Annotated in this window: 25 protein-coding genes; 9 read left to right on the forward strand and 16 right to left on the reverse strand. The window is 65.9% G+C overall.

The window, feature by feature from the left end:
* Positions 1-27 precede the first annotated feature (27 nt).
* Positions 28-405 carry a ribonuclease domain-containing protein gene (locus ACFVMC_RS02295; RefSeq protein ID WP_379206112.1) on the forward strand — a complete coding sequence of 126 codons (378 nt, stop codon included), beginning with the start codon at positions 28-30 and terminating at the stop codon, positions 403-405.
* 90 nt (positions 406-495) lie between these two features.
* On the forward strand, positions 496-1,302 hold the full coding sequence (locus ACFVMC_RS02300; protein ID WP_379206114.1) for a phosphatase: 807 nt from the start codon (positions 496-498) through the stop codon (positions 1,300-1,302).
* Positions 1,303-1,322: 20 nt separating this feature from the next.
* Here the strand turns inward: ACFVMC_RS02300 and ACFVMC_RS02305 are convergent, their stop codons facing one another.
* Complete coding sequence (locus tag ACFVMC_RS02305; protein ID WP_379206116.1) at positions 1,323-1,499, reverse strand: hypothetical protein; 177 nt, start codon at positions 1,497-1,499, stop codon at positions 1,323-1,325.
* A gap of 48 nt (positions 1,500-1,547) precedes the next feature.
* Here ACFVMC_RS02305 and ACFVMC_RS02310 point away from each other — a divergent pair, with 48 nt between their 5' ends.
* Genes ACFVMC_RS02310 through ACFVMC_RS02325 form a run of 4 tightly spaced genes read left to right on the forward strand, consistent with a single transcriptional unit; the run spans position 1,548 to position 4,507 of the window.
* Positions 1,548-2,147: a WXG100 family type VII secretion target gene (locus ACFVMC_RS02310; RefSeq protein WP_379206117.1), complete on the forward strand. Its 600-nt coding sequence runs from the start codon at positions 1,548-1,550 to the stop codon at positions 2,145-2,147.
* Entirely contained in the window at positions 2,144-2,431 is a 288-nt protein-coding gene (locus tag ACFVMC_RS02315) for a WXG100 family type VII secretion target (protein WP_379206119.1), read from the forward strand. Before ACFVMC_RS02310 ends, ACFVMC_RS02315 begins: the two co-directional genes overlap by 4 nt.
* Before the next feature lie 16 nt (positions 2,432-2,447).
* Complete coding sequence (locus ACFVMC_RS02320; RefSeq protein WP_379206121.1) at positions 2,448-3,809, forward strand: putative toxin; 1,362 nt, start codon at positions 2,448-2,450, stop codon at positions 3,807-3,809.
* The gene (locus ACFVMC_RS02325) at positions 3,806-4,507 is read left to right on the forward strand and encodes a HEAT repeat domain-containing protein (protein WP_379206123.1); all 702 of its coding nucleotides are present in this window, start codon (positions 3,806-3,808) and stop codon (positions 4,505-4,507) included. The genes ACFVMC_RS02320 and ACFVMC_RS02325 overlap by 4 nt, the downstream gene beginning before the upstream one ends.
* 67 nt (positions 4,508-4,574) lie before the next feature.
* Here ACFVMC_RS02325 and rpsQ read toward each other — a convergent pair whose 3' ends face one another.
* The 12 genes from rpsQ to ACFVMC_RS02385 all read right to left on the reverse strand — a co-directional run bounded on the left by rpsQ (position 4,575) and on the right by ACFVMC_RS02385 (position 10,655).
* Complete coding sequence (rpsQ, locus tag ACFVMC_RS02330; protein ID WP_379206125.1) at positions 4,575-4,844, reverse strand: 30S ribosomal protein S17; 270 nt, start codon at positions 4,842-4,844, stop codon at positions 4,575-4,577.
* The gene (rpmC, locus tag ACFVMC_RS02335) at positions 4,841-5,080 is read right to left on the reverse strand and encodes a 50S ribosomal protein L29 (protein WP_011207272.1); all 240 of its coding nucleotides are present in this window, start codon (positions 5,078-5,080) and stop codon (positions 4,841-4,843) included. Before rpmC ends, rpsQ begins: the two co-directional genes overlap by 4 nt.
* On the reverse strand, positions 5,080-5,496 hold the full coding sequence (rplP, locus tag ACFVMC_RS02340) for a 50S ribosomal protein L16 (protein ID WP_379206127.1): 417 nt from the start codon (positions 5,494-5,496) through the stop codon (positions 5,080-5,082). Before rplP ends, rpmC begins: the two co-directional genes overlap by 1 nt.
* Before the next feature lie 4 nt (positions 5,497-5,500).
* The gene (rpsC, locus tag ACFVMC_RS02345; RefSeq protein WP_379206129.1) at positions 5,501-6,307 is read right to left on the reverse strand and encodes a 30S ribosomal protein S3; all 807 of its coding nucleotides are present in this window, start codon (positions 6,305-6,307) and stop codon (positions 5,501-5,503) included.
* Positions 6,308-6,709 carry a 50S ribosomal protein L22 gene (gene rplV, locus ACFVMC_RS02350; RefSeq protein WP_379206131.1) on the reverse strand — a complete coding sequence of 134 codons (402 nt, stop codon included), beginning with the start codon at positions 6,707-6,709 and terminating at the stop codon, positions 6,308-6,310.
* A complete protein-coding gene (gene rpsS / locus ACFVMC_RS02355; RefSeq protein ID WP_039795442.1) occupies positions 6,706-6,987 on the reverse strand; it encodes a 30S ribosomal protein S19 in 282 nt (93 codons plus the stop codon). The genes rplV and rpsS overlap by 4 nt, the downstream gene beginning before the upstream one ends.
* 14 nt (positions 6,988-7,001) lie before the next feature.
* Positions 7,002-7,838: a 50S ribosomal protein L2 gene (gene rplB, locus ACFVMC_RS02360; protein WP_036533184.1), complete on the reverse strand. Its 837-nt coding sequence runs from the start codon at positions 7,836-7,838 to the stop codon at positions 7,002-7,004.
* 33 nt (positions 7,839-7,871) lie between these two features.
* Positions 7,872-8,177: a 50S ribosomal protein L23 gene (gene rplW / locus ACFVMC_RS02365; RefSeq protein WP_040686547.1), complete on the reverse strand. Its 306-nt coding sequence runs from the start codon at positions 8,175-8,177 to the stop codon at positions 7,872-7,874.
* Entirely contained in the window at positions 8,174-8,848 is a 675-nt protein-coding gene (gene rplD, locus ACFVMC_RS02370; protein ID WP_379206133.1) for a 50S ribosomal protein L4, read from the reverse strand. Before rplD ends, rplW begins: the two co-directional genes overlap by 4 nt.
* Positions 8,845-9,513: a 50S ribosomal protein L3 gene (rplC, locus tag ACFVMC_RS02375; protein WP_379206135.1), complete on the reverse strand. Its 669-nt coding sequence runs from the start codon at positions 9,511-9,513 to the stop codon at positions 8,845-8,847. Before rplC ends, rplD begins: the two co-directional genes overlap by 4 nt.
* Positions 9,514-9,527: 14 nt before the next feature.
* The gene (gene rpsJ / locus ACFVMC_RS02380) at positions 9,528-9,833 is read right to left on the reverse strand and encodes a 30S ribosomal protein S10 (RefSeq protein ID WP_003938093.1); all 306 of its coding nucleotides are present in this window, start codon (positions 9,831-9,833) and stop codon (positions 9,528-9,530) included.
* A gap of 435 nt (positions 9,834-10,268) precedes the next feature.
* The gene (locus ACFVMC_RS02385; RefSeq protein ID WP_379206137.1) at positions 10,269-10,655 is read right to left on the reverse strand and encodes a hypothetical protein; all 387 of its coding nucleotides are present in this window, start codon (positions 10,653-10,655) and stop codon (positions 10,269-10,271) included.
* Between the two features lie 60 nt (positions 10,656-10,715).
* Here ACFVMC_RS02385 and ACFVMC_RS02390 point away from each other — a divergent pair, with 60 nt between their 5' ends.
* Both ACFVMC_RS02390 and ACFVMC_RS02395 read left to right on the forward strand, forming a co-directional pair.
* On the forward strand, positions 10,716-11,192 hold the full coding sequence (locus ACFVMC_RS02390; protein ID WP_379206139.1) for a hotdog fold domain-containing protein: 477 nt from the start codon (positions 10,716-10,718) through the stop codon (positions 11,190-11,192).
* Between the two features lie 53 nt (positions 11,193-11,245).
* Positions 11,246-12,430: a lycopene cyclase family protein gene (locus ACFVMC_RS02395; protein WP_379206141.1), complete on the forward strand. Its 1,185-nt coding sequence runs from the start codon at positions 11,246-11,248 to the stop codon at positions 12,428-12,430.
* A gap of 1 nt (position 12,431) precedes the next feature.
* On the opposite strand, the gene ACFVMC_RS02400 is transcribed toward ACFVMC_RS02395, so the two are convergent.
* The 3 genes from ACFVMC_RS02400 to ACFVMC_RS02410 are packed head-to-tail and all read right to left on the reverse strand — an operon-like array spanning position 12,432 to position 15,114.
* The gene (locus ACFVMC_RS02400; RefSeq protein ID WP_379206143.1) at positions 12,432-13,292 is read right to left on the reverse strand and encodes an ABC transporter permease; all 861 of its coding nucleotides are present in this window, start codon (positions 13,290-13,292) and stop codon (positions 12,432-12,434) included.
* Positions 13,289-14,068 (reverse strand): ABC transporter permease, encoded by a 780-nt coding sequence (locus ACFVMC_RS02405; protein ID WP_379207770.1) that lies wholly within the window; start codon positions 14,066-14,068, stop codon positions 13,289-13,291. Before ACFVMC_RS02405 ends, ACFVMC_RS02400 begins: the two co-directional genes overlap by 4 nt.
* Before the next feature lie 41 nt (positions 14,069-14,109).
* Positions 14,110-15,114: an ATP-binding cassette domain-containing protein gene (locus tag ACFVMC_RS02410; protein WP_379206144.1), complete on the reverse strand. Its 1,005-nt coding sequence runs from the start codon at positions 15,112-15,114 to the stop codon at positions 14,110-14,112.
* Positions 15,115-15,403: 289 nt separating this feature from the next.
* Between ACFVMC_RS02410 and ACFVMC_RS02415 the strand changes: the two genes are divergently transcribed.
* Positions 15,404-16,921, forward strand: coding sequence for an aldehyde dehydrogenase family protein (locus tag ACFVMC_RS02415; RefSeq protein WP_379206146.1), 1,518 nt, complete (start codon positions 15,404-15,406; stop codon positions 16,919-16,921).
* Positions 16,922-16,982 lie beyond the last annotated feature (61 nt).

Consider the following 16,982-nt stretch of genomic DNA (forward strand, 5'->3'; position numbering starts at 1 on the left):
GCGATTTCGGCGCACGAATCATGGTGTATGCGAATCTCGTTCACCACGCTCGGCGGCGCGGCCGCCCTCGTCTCCGTCCTCCTGATCGGCGGACCCACAGTAGCCCCGGCGAGCGCCGCGGTCGGTCGAATCTGTTACTCCGGCCTGCCCGCCCAAGCCCATCACACCCTCGAGCTCATAGCGAACCAGGGCCCGTTCCCGTACCGGCAGGACGGGACCGTATTCCAGAACCGCGAGGGTATCCTGCCGGGGCAGTCGGCCGGCTATTACCACGAGTACACCGTCGAAACCCCCGGTTCGCCCACGCGCGGCGCTCGCCGCATCGTCACCGGGCAGGCGGTCGAGGAGGATTACTACACCGCCGACCATTACCGCTCGTTCGACCTCATCGACCGCAAATGCTGAGCCGCGTATGAACCTGGCTGACATTCGGGACGGTCTGGTACTACGCCTGGGCGTCTAGCGCGCACACCGGGGAACGTGCACAGTGGAGGTATGGCGGTCGCGAGCGGGTCCCGGATCGATCGAGAGACATTGCGCGAACATCTGGTTCGCACCCGGATCGCCGGGGAGGTGGCCACCTCGCGGGAGGCGAATCTGGCCAACTTCCGGCTCATGGTGGCCCGCGACCCCGGCTACCAGTTCGGGCTGCGGCTGCGGGACTGGACCTTCGACGAGACGCTCGCCATGATGGCCCGGCTCTGCGGGGTCAGCCCCGATCCCGGCCACACGCACGGCGTCGACACCATCGATCCGGACCGCACCATCGACGCCCTCGACGTGATGGCCGCGCGCATCGCGCATGCCGCACGCACCCGCTGCACGGTCCTGTTCGCCACCGGTCATCCCGCGACCCTGATGGGCGTCTACCGTGCCGTCGCCGCGAAACTCACCGCCGCCGGATGCCGCATCCCCACCCCCGCCGCCAACTGGAGCTACGCCTCCACCACCGACGGTCTCAAATACCGCGAAATCACCTATACCTCAGGCGTAGCCGCCCTGGTCAGCCGCACCGGCGACTACCGCCACACGCACGACCCACAACCCATGCAGGCCATGCTCTCCGAACTCCACGGCACCGGCACCTGGCCCGACCTGGTCATGGCCGACCACGGCTGGGCCGGCGCCGCCGCCGAAGCCGGCATCGAAACCGTCGGCTTCGCCGACTGCAACGACCCCGCCCTCTTCGCCGCCCACGCCGAAGGCAAACTCACCACCACCGTCCCCCTCGACGACGGCATCCTCCCCACCCACTACCAGCCCCTCACCACCTACCTCCTAGCCCGCGCGGGCCTGACCTAGCCGCCGTCACCGAAGGCGAATCACTCGGGTTCGACCCACAATCGCCGAATACCGACCGCGCCATCGGCGGCATCGAGATCGATGCGAATCTCGTCCCGGCTCACCAGGTACGGGACCAGGACGTCGAGCGCCCAGCCGGCGCGGTGTTCGAGCACGGTCTTGATCGCGGTTCCGGTGAACGGCTTCGACACCGTCACGTCGAACACAGACGCTCTGGCGCGCAACGCAATTCGATCGCCAACGATTTGCAGACCATCGATGATCGCCTGCTCGTCGGTAGTCGAACCGTGCGACTGACTCGACCGCATCCCTTTTCGACCGGAGCGATCGATGACCAGCATCAACGGTTCGAAGGAATCGACTTCGGCAAGTATCCGGGCCACTGCGTCGACCGCGTCGCGGAGCAGCGTGTCGAAGTCCTGCTGCACCTCTTGCGGGGCAGTTGCTCTCCAGTCCAACGGTTTACCACCTTGCTGGGCGATTTTTGGCTCGATACGCTTTCAGATAGTGCACGGTATCGGGGAGGGGCGGGCGTGAGTCTACTGGTCGACCCGGCGGTACTGAATCAGGGCGCGAATGATCTCCGATCCCTCCAAGTCCAGCTCACGGAAGCTCTCGCAACGATCGGCACCGAACACACCCGATTGAAGGATTTGTGGACCGGCGCGGCAGCCGACCACGTAAGCACCACCTGGGACGAGCTCCGTCCTCGCCTCGTCGCCCACATCGGGAAGCTGGAGCAGCAGGCGGCAGCCTTGAACACGGTGGCCACCGAGATCCTCGGTCAGGATCAGGCGAACGCCGACGACATTTCGACAGCAGGGTCGAGCTTGGATCTGCCTTGAGCGCACACAGTTACGACCTCGACGCGATGCAGGAGTTCATCACTCTGCTGGACCAGCAGATCACCACGATCGCCGAACACAACACCAGTGTCGAACGCACCGCGGCTGGGGTCCTGCAACATTTCACGGGCAGCGCGGCAGCCGCCTACGCCACCCGCCACACATCGTGGCAGGCCGACGCGACCGAGCTGCTTGCCGAGATCCGAGCGATCCGCGACCAGGCCGCGACCGCCCGAACGAACTATCTCGAGGCTGAGCAAGCCAACCGGGAGATGCGATCGTGATGATCCGGAACGGGCTATGACCAAGGTCGATCCCGGGTCGTATTACCTGGTAGGCGGATTGCTGATCGCAGCGAGTTCCGTTCTGGAAAACGACCTTCGCGAACTCGACGAGGCTTTGGACACCCCGCGCTCTGCCGGGTTGTATCCCTACGGAGGCCCCGGCTGGGCGAAGAGCTTCGACCAATCCGCCTCGGACGTGTTCGAAGCCGGGTCGACCGCGGTGATGGCGGCCAACGCGCTCGGCATTCAGATCTACACCGCGGGCCAGAACGTCGCACGCGCGGAGAACAACTCGCACCCGGGCACCCAGCAAGCTATCCCGGACGTGCCCGCCGGAACTACCTTGACCAGGAATCTGCACCCCACCGATTTTTCGATCGGTGCGACCGAAGGTAATCCGGACCACTGGACCATCATCGAGGATGTGGTGAAGGCCAAGAACCTACGGGTCTGGGCCGATTGCGACGAGGCCAGGATCGCCGATGCCGGAAAGCATTTCACCGACTACGGCACCAGAAACCAGGACTACGCCGACAATATCTATCGCACTGTCCTGGACACGTTCCCGGCGGAGTCCGAACGCGAAGATCCGATTCTCGCCGGCTACGTCCGCGATGTCGGTGCGGTGTGCGATGCCATCGAAGCCTTCTCGAACGGTGCGAAATACCTGGGACTGGCCTGCACCCAGGTCGCGGCGACCGCCAAATCCGCCAAAGACGACTGCCGACTCACGCTGAAGCTCCTGCGCGGACTCGAGCTCACCTACGAGGCGGATAAGGCTGTGGCGAAGAACCCGATCGCCGAGAAATCGATCGACTTCACCTGGGACACCACCAGAACCGCTAACGCACAAACGATCTCCGACCGGCTGGGCAACATCGAAGAGAAGGTCAAGAACGCCGTCTCCTCGAACACCGGAATCTATGCGATGGTCACGGCCGAACTCGCCTTCCTGTCGTCGATCCTGGGTCGAACACCACGTAGCACCCAATACATCAGCCGACCGCCCAGCCAAAACAAGGCCGCGGGCGAGGAAGCTGAACTACGCGCCGGGATCGACCCGACCCTGCCGAAGCGGAAGATTACGATAACCGGCCAGAACGGCGACGTTTCATCGATCCCGGACCGAATCGATGAATTGAATCACCAGGTCACCGAGGTGAAGAACGTCAATATCCTCGGCGAGGACGCATACGGTCCGGACAGAGCAGTCGAGCAGATCAAGATCCAGGCTCAGTGGGCGCAGGAGAACGGCTATACGCACACATTGATCGTCGATCACCGCACGAAGATCACCGATCCTGACATTCAACGCCTGATCGAGGAAGGAAAGGTAGAACTGGTACGGATGGAACTCGATGACGGACCGAAGACATGAACATCATCAAATATGCGCGCATGCCTTATGGGAGCGAAGACGGCAGCACCGAGTGGATGAGCGACCTACCTGCTCGATACAAGCACGGACAGCGCGGGTTCGACCGGCGGATCATGGAAGAACTCGCTGCGGTTGGTGTCCCCTGCTACACGCTCAGCGATCTTTCCAACGGGCCACGCACCATCCCGCAGGGCATTCCGATCTTCATCGATTGGCTCACCGACCTCGAGAAAAAGATCCCGGGCCCTGAAACCGAACATCGCTCGGGGATCCGGGCAGGTCTCATTCGAAATCTGATCGACCCTGCGGCCCGAGGCAATCAGCAAGCCATCGATCTCCTGATCGCTCAGCTGAACCGCCGACCCCCCCTTCCACTGCCACATCGGGACTGGGCCTGCACCGGGTTGGGCTTGATCGCCACAAAGCACAACTTCGAGCAGATCGCGGAGCTTCTCTCCGACCTGCCAGAGGGGACGCACAGAGGCGACCTCGTCGCATACCTCGGCAAAGTCAAAACGGTGGAGGCGCGCGAACTGGCGATCAGCTACTTGGGCAGCGGCGCCCGTGAGTCGGCGATCAAGGCACTGGTTCAAATGAAGGCCACCGGCGTCCGGCACCTCATCGAACCACTCGTCGACGACCCGCATCCACCGGTGCGGAAGCGAGCCATACGCGCCTTGGAGCGACTCCCCGAGTAATACTACGAAGGCCCGCTTCCGGAGAGAAGCGGGCCTTCGTAGTGACTTGATCAGTCGTGAATAAGGCTTACTTGGCCTTCTCCAGGACCTCGACCAGACGCCAGCGCTTGGTGGCCGACAGCGGACGGGTTTCCATCAGCTGAACGCGGTCGCCGACACCGGCGACCTCGTTCTCGTCGTGCGCCTTCACCTTGGAGGTGGTGCGAATGATCTTGCCGTAGAGCTTGTGCCGGTTACGGTCTTCCAGCTCGACGACGATCGTCTTGTTCATCTTGTCCGAGACAACGTAGCCGACACGAACCTTGCGGCTGTTGCGCTCTTCCTTGTTCTCGCTCATGCCGCATCTCCCTTGCCAGCGGGTCCGGTGGCCAGACCGAGCTCGCGCTCACGCATGACCGTGTAGATGCGCGCGATCTCGTGACGGACGACGCGCAGACGACGGTTGTTGTCCAGCTGACCCGTCGCCATCTGGAAGCGCAGATTGAACAGCTCTTCCTTGGACTCGCGCAGGCGGGAAACGAGTTCCTCTTCGGTGAGCTCGCGGAGCTCTGCGGCCGGTGTTCCGGTAGCCATCAGAACTGCTCCTCCCTGGTCACGATCCTGCACTTCATGGGGAGCTTGTGCATCGCGCGACGCAGGGCCTCGCGAGCGATCTCCTCGTTGGGGTAAGACATTTCGAACATCACGCGACCGGGCTTGACGTTCGCGACCCACCACTCCGGCGAACCCTTACCGGAACCCATGCGGGTCTCGGCAGGCTTCTTGGTCAGCGGGCGATCCGGGTAGATGTTGATCCAGATCTTGCCGCCACGCTTGATGTGGCGGGTCATCGCGATACGAGCCGACTCGATCTGCCGGTTGGTGACGTAAGCCGGCTCCAGCGCCTGGATACCGAACTCGCCGAACGCCACCGAGGTGCCGCCCTTGGCCATGCCGGAACGGCCGGGGTGATGCTGCTTGCGGTGCTTGACCTTGCGAGGCATCAGCATGGCGTCAGCCCTCCTGATTCTCTGCCGGAGCCTCCGCCACAGCAGTGGCGGCGCGCCCGGCCTCGGTGCTGGTCGCCGTGGTACCGGCGGAGCCGGACCGACGCGGGCGCGACGGACGCTCGCGACGCGGACGGTCGTCACGACCGCCGGCCGGAGCGGCAGCGGCGGTCAGCTCACGCTTGCCACCGACGATGTCGCCCTTGTAGATCCAGACCTTCACGCCGATGCGACCGAAGGTGGTCTTGGCCTCGTAGAGGCCGTAGTCGATGTCCGCACGCAGGGTGTGCAGCGGAACGCGACCCTCACGGTAGAACTCCGAGCGCGACATTTCGGCACCACCGAGGCGGCCCGAGCACTGCACACGGATGCCCTTGACGTTCGGCGAACGCATGGCCGACTGGATGGCCTTACGCATCGCGCGACGGAACGCCACACGGTTGGACAGCTGCTCGGCCACACCCTGAGCGACGAGCTGCGCATCCGACTCGGGGTTCTTGACCTCGAGGATGTTCAGCTGCACCTGCTTCTTGGTGAGCTTCTCCAGCTCGGCGCGAATGCGATCGGCCTCGGCGCCACGGCGGCCGATGACGATGCCCGGACGAGCGGTGTGGATGTCGACGCGAACCCGGTCACGGGTGCGCTCGATCTCCACCTTGGAGATGCCGGCCCGCTCCATGCCATTGGCGAGGAGCTTGCGGATCGCGACGTCTTCCTTCACGTAGTCCGCGTACTGCTTGTCCGCGTACCAACGCGACTTCCAGTCGGTGGTGATACCGAGGCGGAAGCCATGGGGATTGATCTTCTGTCCCATTTACTTTGCCCCTCCCTTCCGGCGGTTACGAGTGGCACCACCGGCGGTGGGAACGCTCTCGACCTCGATAGTGATGTGGCTGGTGCGCTTGCGGATCCGGAACGCGCGGCCCTGGGCCCGCGGCTGGAAACGCTTCATGGTGGCGCCCTCGTCGACGTACGCGGTCGCGATGACCAGGGTCGACGGGTTCAGGCCGAGGTTGTTCTCGGCGTTCGCCGCGGCACTGGCCACGACCTTGGCGACCGGCTCGCTCGCGGCCTGCGGCGCGAACTTCAGGATCGCCAGGGCCTCCTCGACTCGCTTGCCGCGGACCAGGTCCACGACACGACGAGCCTTCATCGGAGTGACGCGCACGTGCTTCGCGGTCGCCCGCGCAGTCGGGTTCTGAGTCTCAGTGGTCATCGCCGCTTGCTCTTCCGGTCTTCCTTGACGTGGCTCTTGAACGTCCGAGTGGGCGCGAATTCACCCAGCTTGTGCCCGACCATGTTGTCCGAGACGAACACCGGCACATGCTTGCGACCGTCGTGGACGGCAAAGGTGTGGCCGATGAAATCGGGGATGATGGTCGAACGACGGGACCAGGTCTTGATGACCTGCTTGGTGCCCTTCTCGTTCTGCACGTCCACCTTCGCGAGGAGGTGGTCGTCGACGAACGGGCCCTTCTTCAGGCTGCGTGGCATTTTCTACCTCCTCCTTAGCGCTTCTTGCCGGTCTTGCGACGGCGGACGATGAGCTTGTCGCTCGGGCGGTTGGGCTTGCGGGTGCGGCCTTCCGGCTGACCCCACGGCGAGACCGGGTGGCGACCACCGGAGGTCTTGCCTTCACCACCACCGTGCGGGTGGTCGACCGGGTTCATGACGACACCACGGACCGTGGGGCGACGGCCCTTCCAGCGCATGCGGCCGGCCTTGCCCCAGTTGATGTTCGACTGCTCGGCGTTGCCGACCTCGCCGACGGTGGCGCGGCAGCGCACGTCGACGCGACGGATTTCACCGGAGGGCATACGCAGGGTCGCGTACGGCCCTTCCTTGCCCAGCAGCTGGATGCTCATACCGGCCGAACGGGCCAGCTTGGCGCCGCCGCCGGGACGCAGCTCCACCGCGTGGATGGTGGTACCGGTCGGGATGTTGCGCAGCGGCAGGTTGTTACCCGGCTTGATGTCGGCGGTGGGGCCGGACTCGATCGGGGTGCCCTGCGTCACGCCCTTGGGGGCGATGATGTAGCGCTTCTCGCCGTCGCGGTAGTGCAGCAGCGCGATGTTGGCGGTGCGGTTGGGGTCGTACTCGATGTGCGCGACCTTGGCCGGGATGCCGTCCTTGTCCAAACGACGGAAGTCGATCAGACGGTAGGCACGCTTGTGGCCGCCACCGCGATGCCGGGTGGTGATGCGACCGTGGGCGTTACGACCACCGCTCTTGGTGAGCGGACGGATCAGCGACTTCTCGGGGGTCGACCGGGTGATCTCGGCGAAGTCCGAGACGGACGACCCGCGGCGGCCCGGGGTTGTCGGCTTGTACTTGCGAATTGCCATGAGTTCTTCTCTACTTTCTGGATTCCCAGGCGCTTACGCGACCGGGCCTCCGAAGATCTCGATGGGCTTGCTGTCGGCCGAGATGGTCACGAGCGCGCGCTTGGTGTCCTTGCGCTTGCCGTAACCGAAGCGGGTCCGCTTGCGCTTGCCCTGACGGTTGGCGGTGTTGACGCTGGTCACCTTCACGCCGAAGACCTTCTCGACGGCGATCTTGATCTGCGTCTTGTTGGAGTCCGGGTGCACGATGAAGGTGTAGGTGCCTTCCTCGATCAGTCCATAGGACTTCTCCGAGATGACCGGAGCCAGCAGGATGTCGCGGGGGTCGGCGATGGTGGTCACTTGCTCTCCTCCTGAGCCGCCTCGGCCGGGCCGTGAACGAACGCGTTCAGAGCCTCGACGCTGAACACCACTTCGTCGCTGTAGAGCACGTCGTAGGTGTTGAGCTGATCCGGGGCGATCGGCTGCACGTTCTCCAGGTTCGCCACGCTCTTCCACGCGGCGACGTCCTCGCGGCCGACGACAACCAGGAACTTCTTGCGATCCGAGAGCTCGGACAGGAAGGTCTTGGCGGTCTTGGTCGACGGGGTCTGACCCGCGACCAGTTCGGTGACCACGTGGATACGCTCGTTGCGCGCCCGGTCGGAGAGGGCGCCACGCAGGGCGGCGGCCTTCATCTTCTTCGGGGTGCGCTGGCTGTAGTCGCGCGGCTGCGGACCGTGCACGGTGCCACCGCCGACGAACTGCGGTGCGCGGGTCGAACCCTGGCGGGCGCGACCGGTGCCCTTCTGCCGGTACGGCTTCTTGCCACCGCCGGAGACCTCGCCACGAGTCTTCGTGGAGTGGGTGCCCTGGCGAGCGGCGGCCAGCTGCGCGACAACGACCTGGTGCATCAGTGCGATGTTGGCGGTCACGTCGAAGATCTCCGCGGGGAGCTCGACGGTGCCATTGGTCTTGCCACCGATCTCCTTGACCGGCAGCGTCAGGTTGGCCTTCTTCTCGAGGCTGGTCATGCGTGCGCACCACCCTTCACGGCGCTCTTGACGATCACGACGCCGCCCTTGCGACCCGGGATCGCTCCCTTGATCAGCAGCAGGCCGTTCTCGGCGTCCACCTTGTGAACCGAGAGGTTCTGGGTGGTGACGCGGTCGTTGCCCATCCGGCCCGACATGCGCATGCCCTTGAACACGCGGCCGGGGGTAGCGCAACCACCGATGGAACCGGGACGACGGTGCACAGCCTGCGCACCGTGCGAGGCGCCCTGGCCGGCGAAGCCGTGACGCTTCATGGTGCCGGCGAAGCCCTTGCCCTTGCTGGTGCCGGTGACGTCGACGTAGGTGCCCTCTTCGAACACGTCGGCCGAGAGTTCCTGGCCGATCTCGAAGGAGGAGGCGTCGGCGACGCGGATCTCGGCAACGTGGCGGCGCGGGGTGACACCGGCCTTGGCGAACTGGCCGGAGACCGGCTTGTTCACCTTGCGCGGGTCGATGGCGCCGAAAGCGATCTGCACGGCGCTGTAGCCGTCGCGCTCCTCGGTGCGGATCTGGGTAACGACGTTCGGTCCGGCCTTGATGACGGTCACGGGGACGACGCGGTTCTTGTCGTCGAACACCTGGGTCATACCGAGCTTGGTGCCCAGGATGCCGGCCGCGGGCCTGCTCTTGTTGTCAGTAGTCATGTCTCGAGTCCCCGTCACTGAATGTTGACGTCGACGCTGGCCGGCAGGTCGATGCGCATGAGCGCGTCAACCGTCTTCGGCGTCGGGTCGAGGATGTCGATAAGCCGCTTGTGCGTGCGCATCTCGAAGTGCTCGCGCGAGTCCTTGTACTTGTGCGGCGAGCGGATGACGCAGTACACGTTCTTTTCGGTGGGCAACGGCACCGGGCCGACCACACGGGCCCCGGTACGGGTCACCGTCTCGACGATCTTGCGCGCAGACGCGTCGATCGCCTCGTGGTCGTAGGCCTTGAGCCTGATGCGGATCTTTTGTCCCGCCACGCTAAGTGTCCTTTTCTCCGCTTTCGTTCGTGATCTCGTCAAGCACTGGGGCTTGGTCGAAACCACCCTCATTTACACAGCCCGAACACACGAAGACGTCTCACGTGAGACCACGATCGAGGCACGCTCGATCTCTCGCCGCTGTTCATCTGTCATGGTTCTCCGGTCCACGCGGTCGGGCGTGTCGCCCTAGCGCTCATTCCTCGGCCCTGATCAGAACTTCTTCTCGGGCCGGGAACCATGTCCCGGACGTACTCACACCGAATTACCGGCGAAGTACATGATTGCTTTCACTCGCCCCGCTCCGGTCTACACCAGGTATCCATAGGACTCAGGCATAACCCCGTGCAAGGCAACCCGAACAGTATGCCCGACGCGCTTCCTCGATTCAAATCCACCCCCCGGTTACCGCTCAGCCCCCGCTGAGCAGGGCCTTTAGGCGCGCGGTCCGTAGGGGCCCGGAGGTGGCGGGCCGTACCCGGGCGGTGGGCCGTAACCAGGTGGCGGGCCGTAGCCGGGCGGCTGCGGCCCGTATCGCTGCTGCGGCGGCTGAACCCAGCCGGGCAGTGGCTCACCCGGTTCCGGCTCGAGATAAGCCGGAGTACGCCGCAGATACACCAACGCACCGACCGCGCCTGCCAGCGCGAGCACGCCGGTAACCAGGAAAACGATGCGCCAGTTTCCGCCGTTGTAGGCGACGCCGATCAGGAAGATCGCCGCTGTGAGGAGAACACCACCGGTGACCTCCACCAGCTTCCACTTCGCGGCCCGCACCAGATGCGGCTTCATTTCACGCAGTACGTCTTGCTCGCGCCCCCACATGTCCGCCGATTATGCCAATGACAGTGGGATCCAGAACTTACTTGTGAGTAAGATACGAATATGAGCAAAGAGACCGCCACGTATCGGGGCTGGAAGAAGCTGCCGGACAATCGGCTGGGACACACACTGTTCTCGTTGGGAATGGTGGCGCGGGTGCCGTACTTCGGGACGGTGCTGCCGAGCGTCGTGCGGCTGGAACCGGGGCTGTGCGAGGTGACCTCGCCGAAGTGGTTCGGGATCCACAACCACCTGGGGACCTTCCACGCGATCGCGGCGTGCAACCTGGCCGAGGTGGCGATGGGGATGCTGAGCGAAGCGACCGTGCCCGGCACCCACCGCTGGATTCCCAAGGCGATGAACGTGCAGTACCTGGCCAAGGCCGAGACCGGGCTGCGGGCGGTGGCGAAACTGCCCGAGATTCCGGACTTCACCCAGATCACCGAGGGCCGCGAACTCGTGGTGCCGATCTCGATCTACGACAAGCACGGACTCGAGGTCGTACACGCCGAGATCACCACCTGGGTCACGCCGAAGTAGCCGCACGGCGGCGCTGGTTGCCAGCGGTCCCGCCCAACGGATTAGATGCGTCTATGAGTGGCACCGGGGAATTCGAGCTGTGCGTGGTCGGGCTCGGTCCGACCGGGCGGGCGCTGGCGCATCGGGCGATGCGGGCCGGGTTCCGGGTCGTGGCGGTGGATCCACGGCCGGAGCGGCTGTGGCCGGAGACCTTCTCCTGCTGGGTCGACGAGCTACCCGAATGGCTGCCCGCCGAGGCCATCGCCCAGCGCATCGAGGCGCCCACGGTCTGGACGAAGACCGAACACCGGATCCCGCGGCCCTACTGCGTGCTGTCGAAACCGGGCCTGCGCGCGGCACTCCCCCTGGACGACGCCACCGTCATCGCCGGTCGCGCCACCCGCGTAGACGCGCGCGAGGTCGAATTGCAGGACGGCACGATCCTGCGGGCGGCGACCGTCTTCGACACTCGCGGCCTGCCCACCCTGGGAAAGCGCCGCGCCGCCAGCGCGCACGGCATCTTCGTCGCCGCCGAAACGGCCGCGCCCATGATCGCCGACGGCGAGGGGCTGCTGCTGGACTGGCGGCCGGAGAACGGGGCCGGGCCGGACGAGCCGCCGTCGTTCCTGTACGCGGTGCCGCTCGGCGACGGGACGGTCATCTTCGAGGAGACCAGCCTGGGCCTGCGCGGCGGTATGCCGCAGCACGAGCTACGCAGACGCACGCTCAATCGCCTTGCCGCGCACGGCATCCGGCTCGAAGGCAGCGAGCCGAGCGAGGCCGCGCACTACCCACTCGACCAGCGCCCCCCGAAAAAGGGTGTGGCACAGTCGATTCCGTTCGGCTCCCGAGGCGGGATGATGCATCCCTGCACCGGCTACAGCGTCGCCGATTCCCTCGCCCTGGTCGACACCGCGATCACCGCGGTACGCACCGGAGGCGACCCGATCGAGGCGCTGTGGCCGTGGCGCGCCCGGCTCGTCTACTGGATGCGCATGCGCGGCCTGTGGGGTCTGGGCCGCCTGACCACCGATCAGTCCATCGCCATGTTCGAGGCATTCTTCACCGAATCCGACCGCGGCCAGCGGGCCCTGCTCTCCGCCCACGCCGACTACACCGCCCTGGGCGCCGTCCTGTTCAACACCGTCGCCCACACCTGGCCCTTCCGCTGGCGCTACGACCTCGTCGGCTGGACCAACCGCGACCGCTGGCTCGACTACCCGTTCGCCCCCGCCCCGGAACGCGCCGAACGCCGATAACTCAGGCGCCGGTTTGCGCGGCGCGGCGGTAGCCGCGAATGGCGGGCCAGGCGAAGACCACGATCAGGCCGAGAGTCCAGGCGACGGTTTTCCAGAGGGCGCCGGCGACCGGGCCGCCATAGGACAGGCCGCGCATGGCGTCGATGGCGCAGCTCATCGGCTGGTTCTCGACGATCCCCTGTAGCCAGACCGGATAGGCGAATTTCGGGACGAAGCCGGTGTTGAAGAACATCAGCAGGGTATTGACGATGCTGACCAGGCTGACCAGCATGACCCCCTCGGTGACGGTCGCCAGCGCGGTGACGAGCACGGCGAAGCCGACACCGAACAGCACCGGCAGCGCGATCAGCGCCAAGGCAGCCACCGGCCCCTGATCGAAGCGGAACCCGAGGGCCAACCCGACGGCCAGCACGAACAGGGTGGTGATCAGCACGCGAACCGCTTCGGCCAGCAACCGGCCGGTCAGACCCGCCGCGCGATGCACGGGCATGGTCCAGAGACGGCCGAGCAGACCCGTGGCCTTCTCGGTCTTGAACCCCAGCGCACTCACGACCGCGCCGGACATGGCCGCCACCAGGGTGATCATCGCGACCTGACCGTAGATAGCGGGTGTGCCGGTGTAGCCGGTGATCGCGCGCCCCAGCACCACATCGAACATCAGCAGCATCAGCGCCGGATAGACCAGCGTCTGAATAGTGGTCGAGGGATCGCGCAGCCAGCCGATCAGCAAGCGTTTGCATTGCAGCAGACTGTGCGTGATCAGGGTCGACAGCGCAGACTCCGAAGGCGTCGCCACCTCCGGCAGCGCGGCGAACCGAGTCGCTTCGAACGGCGCTTCGGTGGCTTCCACAACGTTGTTCACGATCGCCTCACACTCGCCCACACCGCGAACGGGATGAATACCACCGCGGCTCCGATCAACCACACCAGCGCTACCCACAGACCAGCCCAGGTGACCCCGTCGGCGGCCATGTCCCGCATGGCGAACGAGAACTGGGAGATCGGCTGATTGCGCACGAACGGCTGGATCCATTCGGGAAACCGGTCCTCTGGAACGAAACCGCAGGACAGCATGCCGAAGATCAGCGTCGGCAGGGTGAGCGCCTGACTCAGCGACTCGGGGCTTTTCGTGAGCGAGCCGAGACCGTCCGCGCCGATGGCGAGCACGGTGCCGACCGCGAGCGAGAATCCGCAGAACAGCACGGCCTGCCCGAATCCGGCCGAGAACCGGAACCCGATCATGTGCCCGAACAGGATCGCCGCGACCAGCGAGGTGAGCGAGCGGACCAGGCCGGCCGAGATCCGCGCCGACAGCGGCACCAGCGCCCCGATCGGCATGGTCTGCAACCGCGCGCTCAGGCCCGTCAGCGCTTCGTAGGCCGCGAGCTGCGCATTCGACATCATGGTGAACGCCATGGTCTGCAACACGATGACCGGCATGACGAACTGCGCGTAGTCGATGCCGTGGAACTTCATCACGTAGCGCAGCGGCAGGTAGAAGCCGAGCGTGAACACCAGCGGGGTCACGACGGCGACGATCAACTCACCTTTGGTGGCCATGGTCCAGACCACGCGCCCGGTCAGCGCGCGCCACTGCGCGAATGACGATGGTGTGGCGGTGGGCAACTCAGCGAACAGGGAGCTCGGGTTCGTCTCGAATCCGGTTTTCTCGGCAGTGGTCACGCCTTGCCACCCGAGTGTCCGGTGAGGGACAGGAAGACGTCGTCCAGGGAGGGGCGTCGCAGGCCGATGTCGGCGAGATCGACGCCGACATAGTCGAGGCGGCGCAAGGCTTCGGCCAGGGTGGCCGCGCCGTCGGGGGCCGGGAAGGAAAGACGGTCGGCGGAGTCGAGTGCCGCGAGTACCGCGGCGGGCACCAGATCGCCGAGGGCGTCGGCGGCGGTGCGCAGCTTGCTCGGGTCCAGCGGGACCACCTCGCAGAAGCTGCCGCCGGTCTTCTCCTTGAGTTCGTCGGCGGTGCCCTCGGCGATCACCGTGCCCTTGTCGATGACGATGATGTTGTCGCTGAGTACGTCGGCTTCCTCGAGGTACTGCGTGGTGAGCAGCACGGTGATGCCCTGGGTCTTGAGGACCTGCACCAGATCCCAGACGCCCTGGCGGCTGCGCGGGTCCAGGCCGGTGGTGGGTTCGTCGAGGAAGACCACCTCGGGGCGCACCACCAGACCGCAGGCGATGTCGACGCGCCGCCGCATACCGCCGGAGTAGTTGCGCACCGCTCGCCGCCCGGCGCCGACCAGGTCGAATTGTTCGAGCAGGTCGTCGGCGCGTTTGCGGGCGGCGGATTTGCGCAGGCCCATGAGGCGGCCGAACAGTTCCAGGTTCTCGCGGCCGGAGAGGTTCTCGTCGAGGGCGGCGTACTGGCCGGTCATCATGATCGAGCGCCGGACCGCGGCCGGGTCGGTGCGCACGTCGTGCCCGGCAACCACGGCGGTGCCGGAGTCGGGGCGCAGCAGCGTGGACAGGATCTTGACCGTGGTGGTCTTGCCCGCGCCGTTGGGGCCGAGGATGCCGAGCACGCTCGCCTTGTCCGCGGTGAAGCTGATGCCCTGCAGGGCGTGCACGTCGCCGAAGGATTTGCGCACGTCCTCGACGCGGACCGCGGTCTCGCGTGCTGGCCCGCCGCTGGTCTCCGCGTACGAATCTGGCTTGGTCAAGCTCGGCATCAACTCTCCACTATTGCGATTGGCGGCGTCTCCGGAGGAGATCCGCCCCAATGGGCGTGATGTTACCGGCTGGGTGAAAACGCACGAGGTGTCAGCGCTTTACCCATTTTCCACCTCGTCTATGTGTGTCATTGCTCACAATGAACGAATTGCCTTGGGGCGATACCGGATCGACGCTGGTCGAACCTGCCGAAGGGCAGCGCGGGGGCGGCGGCGGTGCCTTGTCGGGGCGGCGTGCCGCCCATACTCTGCAAAACAGGGGTCAGGGCGGGACGCATGGAGGTGACCGATGGCAGAGTCTGCGCAGCCACGAGTGACGGCGCACCGGGGCAACTCGAATGTGCTCACCTCCTATGACCCTCGCACCGGGGAGATCGTCGGAAGCTACGCCGTCATGGGCTACGGCGAACTCAATCGCACCGTCCGTTCCGCCCGCGCGGCCGAATCCTGGTGGGCGGGGCTGAGTTTCAGCGTTCGCAAACGCTGGCTGCTGGATTGGAAGCGCGGTATCGCCCGCCGGGCCGGCGAGCTGGTGCACCTGGTCTGCGAGGAGACCGGCAAACCGGAGGCGGATGCGGTCATCGAGGTGATGCTCGCCGTGGAGACCCTGGACTGGGCCGCCCGCAACGCCGACCGCGTGCTGCGCCGCCGCAGGCTCGGCTCCACCTGGCTGACCAGGAATCAGCAGGCTTCGGTCGGCTACCTGCCACTCGGCGTGATCGGCGTACTCGGTTCCTGGAACAACCCGGTCTTCACCCCGATGGGCTCGATCGCCTACGCCATGGCCGCCGGCAACGCGGTGGTTTTCAAACCGCATGAGCTGACCACCGGCGTCGGCGTCTGGCTGGCCGAGAGCTGGAGCCGGCTGGCCCCGAGCCAGCCGGTATTACAGGCCGTCACTGGGGAGCGGGGCACCACCAACGCGCTGTGCCGGGCCAAGCTGGACAAGATCGCCTACGCGGGTTCCGACAGCGGCGCCCGCGAGGTGATCGCGCTGTGCGGGCAGACCCTGACGCCGGTCGTGATCGAACGCGGCGGCAAGGGCACCATGGTCGTGCACGTCGATGCCCAGCTGCACGACGCCGCCGAGGCCGCCGTCTTCGGCGCGATGGCGAACGCGGGCCAGAATCCCACCGGCATCCAGCTCGCCTATGTCGCCGATTCGGTGTACGACCGGTTCCTGGAGCTGGTCGTCGAGCAGGCCCGCGGGTTGCGCCCGGGCGCGGACAAGCGGGCCAGTTACGGGCCCATGATCCTGGAGTCGCAGGTCGACGTGGTACGCAAGCAGGTGCGCGATGCCCTGGCGCGTGGCGGCAAAGCGGTTGTCGGCGGGCTGGATTCGTTCCGGGAGCCCTATATCGAGCCGATCGTGCTGGCCGAGGTGCCCGAGGAGAGCATCGCGGTGACCGGTGAGGCGTGCGGTCCGGTGCTGGTGGTGAATCGGGTGCCGTCGATGGCGGAGGCGGCGCGGCGGATCAACGCCACCGGCAACGGCGTGGCGGTGTCGGTGTTCACCCGCGACACGGCGAGCGTGCCGGAGTTCGCCGAACGGCTGCGGGTCGGGGTGGTGACCATCAACTCGTCGAGCGCCTACGCCGGCATCCCGGCCCTCCCGTTCGGCGGGGTCGGCGAATACGGCCAGGGCCACACCCACGGCGATCAGGGGCTGCGTGAGTTCAGCCGGACCCTCTCGATCGCCCGCAAGCGCTACCGCGCGCCGGTGAATCTGTCCACGTTCGACCGCCAGGGACGGCATCTGCGCATGGCGCGCACCATGTTCCGGCTGCGGCACGCTCGGCGTACCTGACCCGGTCAGCGACTGAAATTCGACAATTTCAACATTGGTGGCGGTGGGCCTGGATAAGCTC

Origin of the sequence: Nocardia sp. NPDC127579 (assembly GCF_042672005.1) — a bacterium.
In the GTDB taxonomy this organism is placed as follows: domain Bacteria; phylum Actinomycetota; class Actinomycetes; order Mycobacteriales; family Mycobacteriaceae; genus Nocardia.

What these genes read in the sequence shown, in the direction of transcription:
- ACFVMC_RS02295 (WP_379206112.1), top strand. Translation starts at nt 28, where the DNA reads ATGCGAATCTCGTTCACCACGCTCGGCGGCGCGGCCGCCCTCGTCTCC.
- ACFVMC_RS02300 (WP_379206114.1), top strand. Translation starts at nt 496, where the DNA reads ATGGCGGTCGCGAGCGGGTCCCGGATCGATCGAGAGACATTGCGCGAA.
- ACFVMC_RS02320 (WP_379206121.1), top strand. Translation starts at nt 2,448, where the DNA reads ATGACCAAGGTCGATCCCGGGTCGTATTACCTGGTAGGCGGATTGCTG.
- ACFVMC_RS02325 (WP_379206123.1), top strand. Translation starts at nt 3,806, where the DNA reads ATGAACATCATCAAATATGCGCGCATGCCTTATGGGAGCGAAGACGGC.
- rpsQ (WP_379206125.1), bottom strand. Translation starts at nt 4,844, where the DNA reads ATGAGCGAGAACAAGGAAGAGCGCAACAGCCGCAAGGTTCGTGTCGGC.
- rpmC (WP_011207272.1), bottom strand. Translation starts at nt 5,080, where the DNA reads ATGGCTACCGGAACACCGGCCGCAGAGCTCCGCGAGCTCACCGAAGAG.
- rplP (WP_379206127.1), bottom strand. Translation starts at nt 5,496, where the DNA reads ATGCTGATGCCTCGCAAGGTCAAGCACCGCAAGCAGCATCACCCCGGC.
- rpsC (WP_379206129.1), bottom strand. Translation starts at nt 6,307, where the DNA reads ATGGGACAGAAGATCAATCCCCATGGCTTCCGCCTCGGTATCACCACC.
- rplV (WP_379206131.1), bottom strand. Translation starts at nt 6,709, where the DNA reads ATGACCACTGAGACTCAGAACCCGACTGCGCGGGCGACCGCGAAGCAC.
- rpsS (WP_039795442.1), bottom strand. Translation starts at nt 6,987, where the DNA reads ATGCCACGCAGCCTGAAGAAGGGCCCGTTCGTCGACGACCACCTCCTC.
- rplB (WP_036533184.1), bottom strand. Translation starts at nt 7,838, where the DNA reads ATGGCAATTCGCAAGTACAAGCCGACAACCCCGGGCCGCCGCGGGTCG.
- rplD (WP_379206133.1), bottom strand. Translation starts at nt 8,848, where the DNA reads ATGACCAGCCTCGAGAAGAAGGCCAACCTGACGCTGCCGGTCAAGGAG.
- rplC (WP_379206135.1), bottom strand. Translation starts at nt 9,513, where the DNA reads ATGACTACTGACAACAAGAGCAGGCCCGCGGCCGGCATCCTGGGCACC.
- ACFVMC_RS02385 (WP_379206137.1), bottom strand. Translation starts at nt 10,655, where the DNA reads ATGTGGGGGCGCGAGCAAGACGTACTGCGTGAAATGAAGCCGCATCTG.
- ACFVMC_RS02390 (WP_379206139.1), top strand. Translation starts at nt 10,716, where the DNA reads ATGAGCAAAGAGACCGCCACGTATCGGGGCTGGAAGAAGCTGCCGGAC.
- ACFVMC_RS02395 (WP_379206141.1), top strand. Translation starts at nt 11,246, where the DNA reads ATGAGTGGCACCGGGGAATTCGAGCTGTGCGTGGTCGGGCTCGGTCCG.
- ACFVMC_RS02410 (WP_379206144.1), bottom strand. Translation starts at nt 15,114, where the DNA reads ATGCCGAGCTTGACCAAGCCAGATTCGTACGCGGAGACCAGCGGCGGG.
- ACFVMC_RS02415 (WP_379206146.1), top strand. Translation starts at nt 15,404, where the DNA reads ATGGCAGAGTCTGCGCAGCCACGAGTGACGGCGCACCGGGGCAACTCG.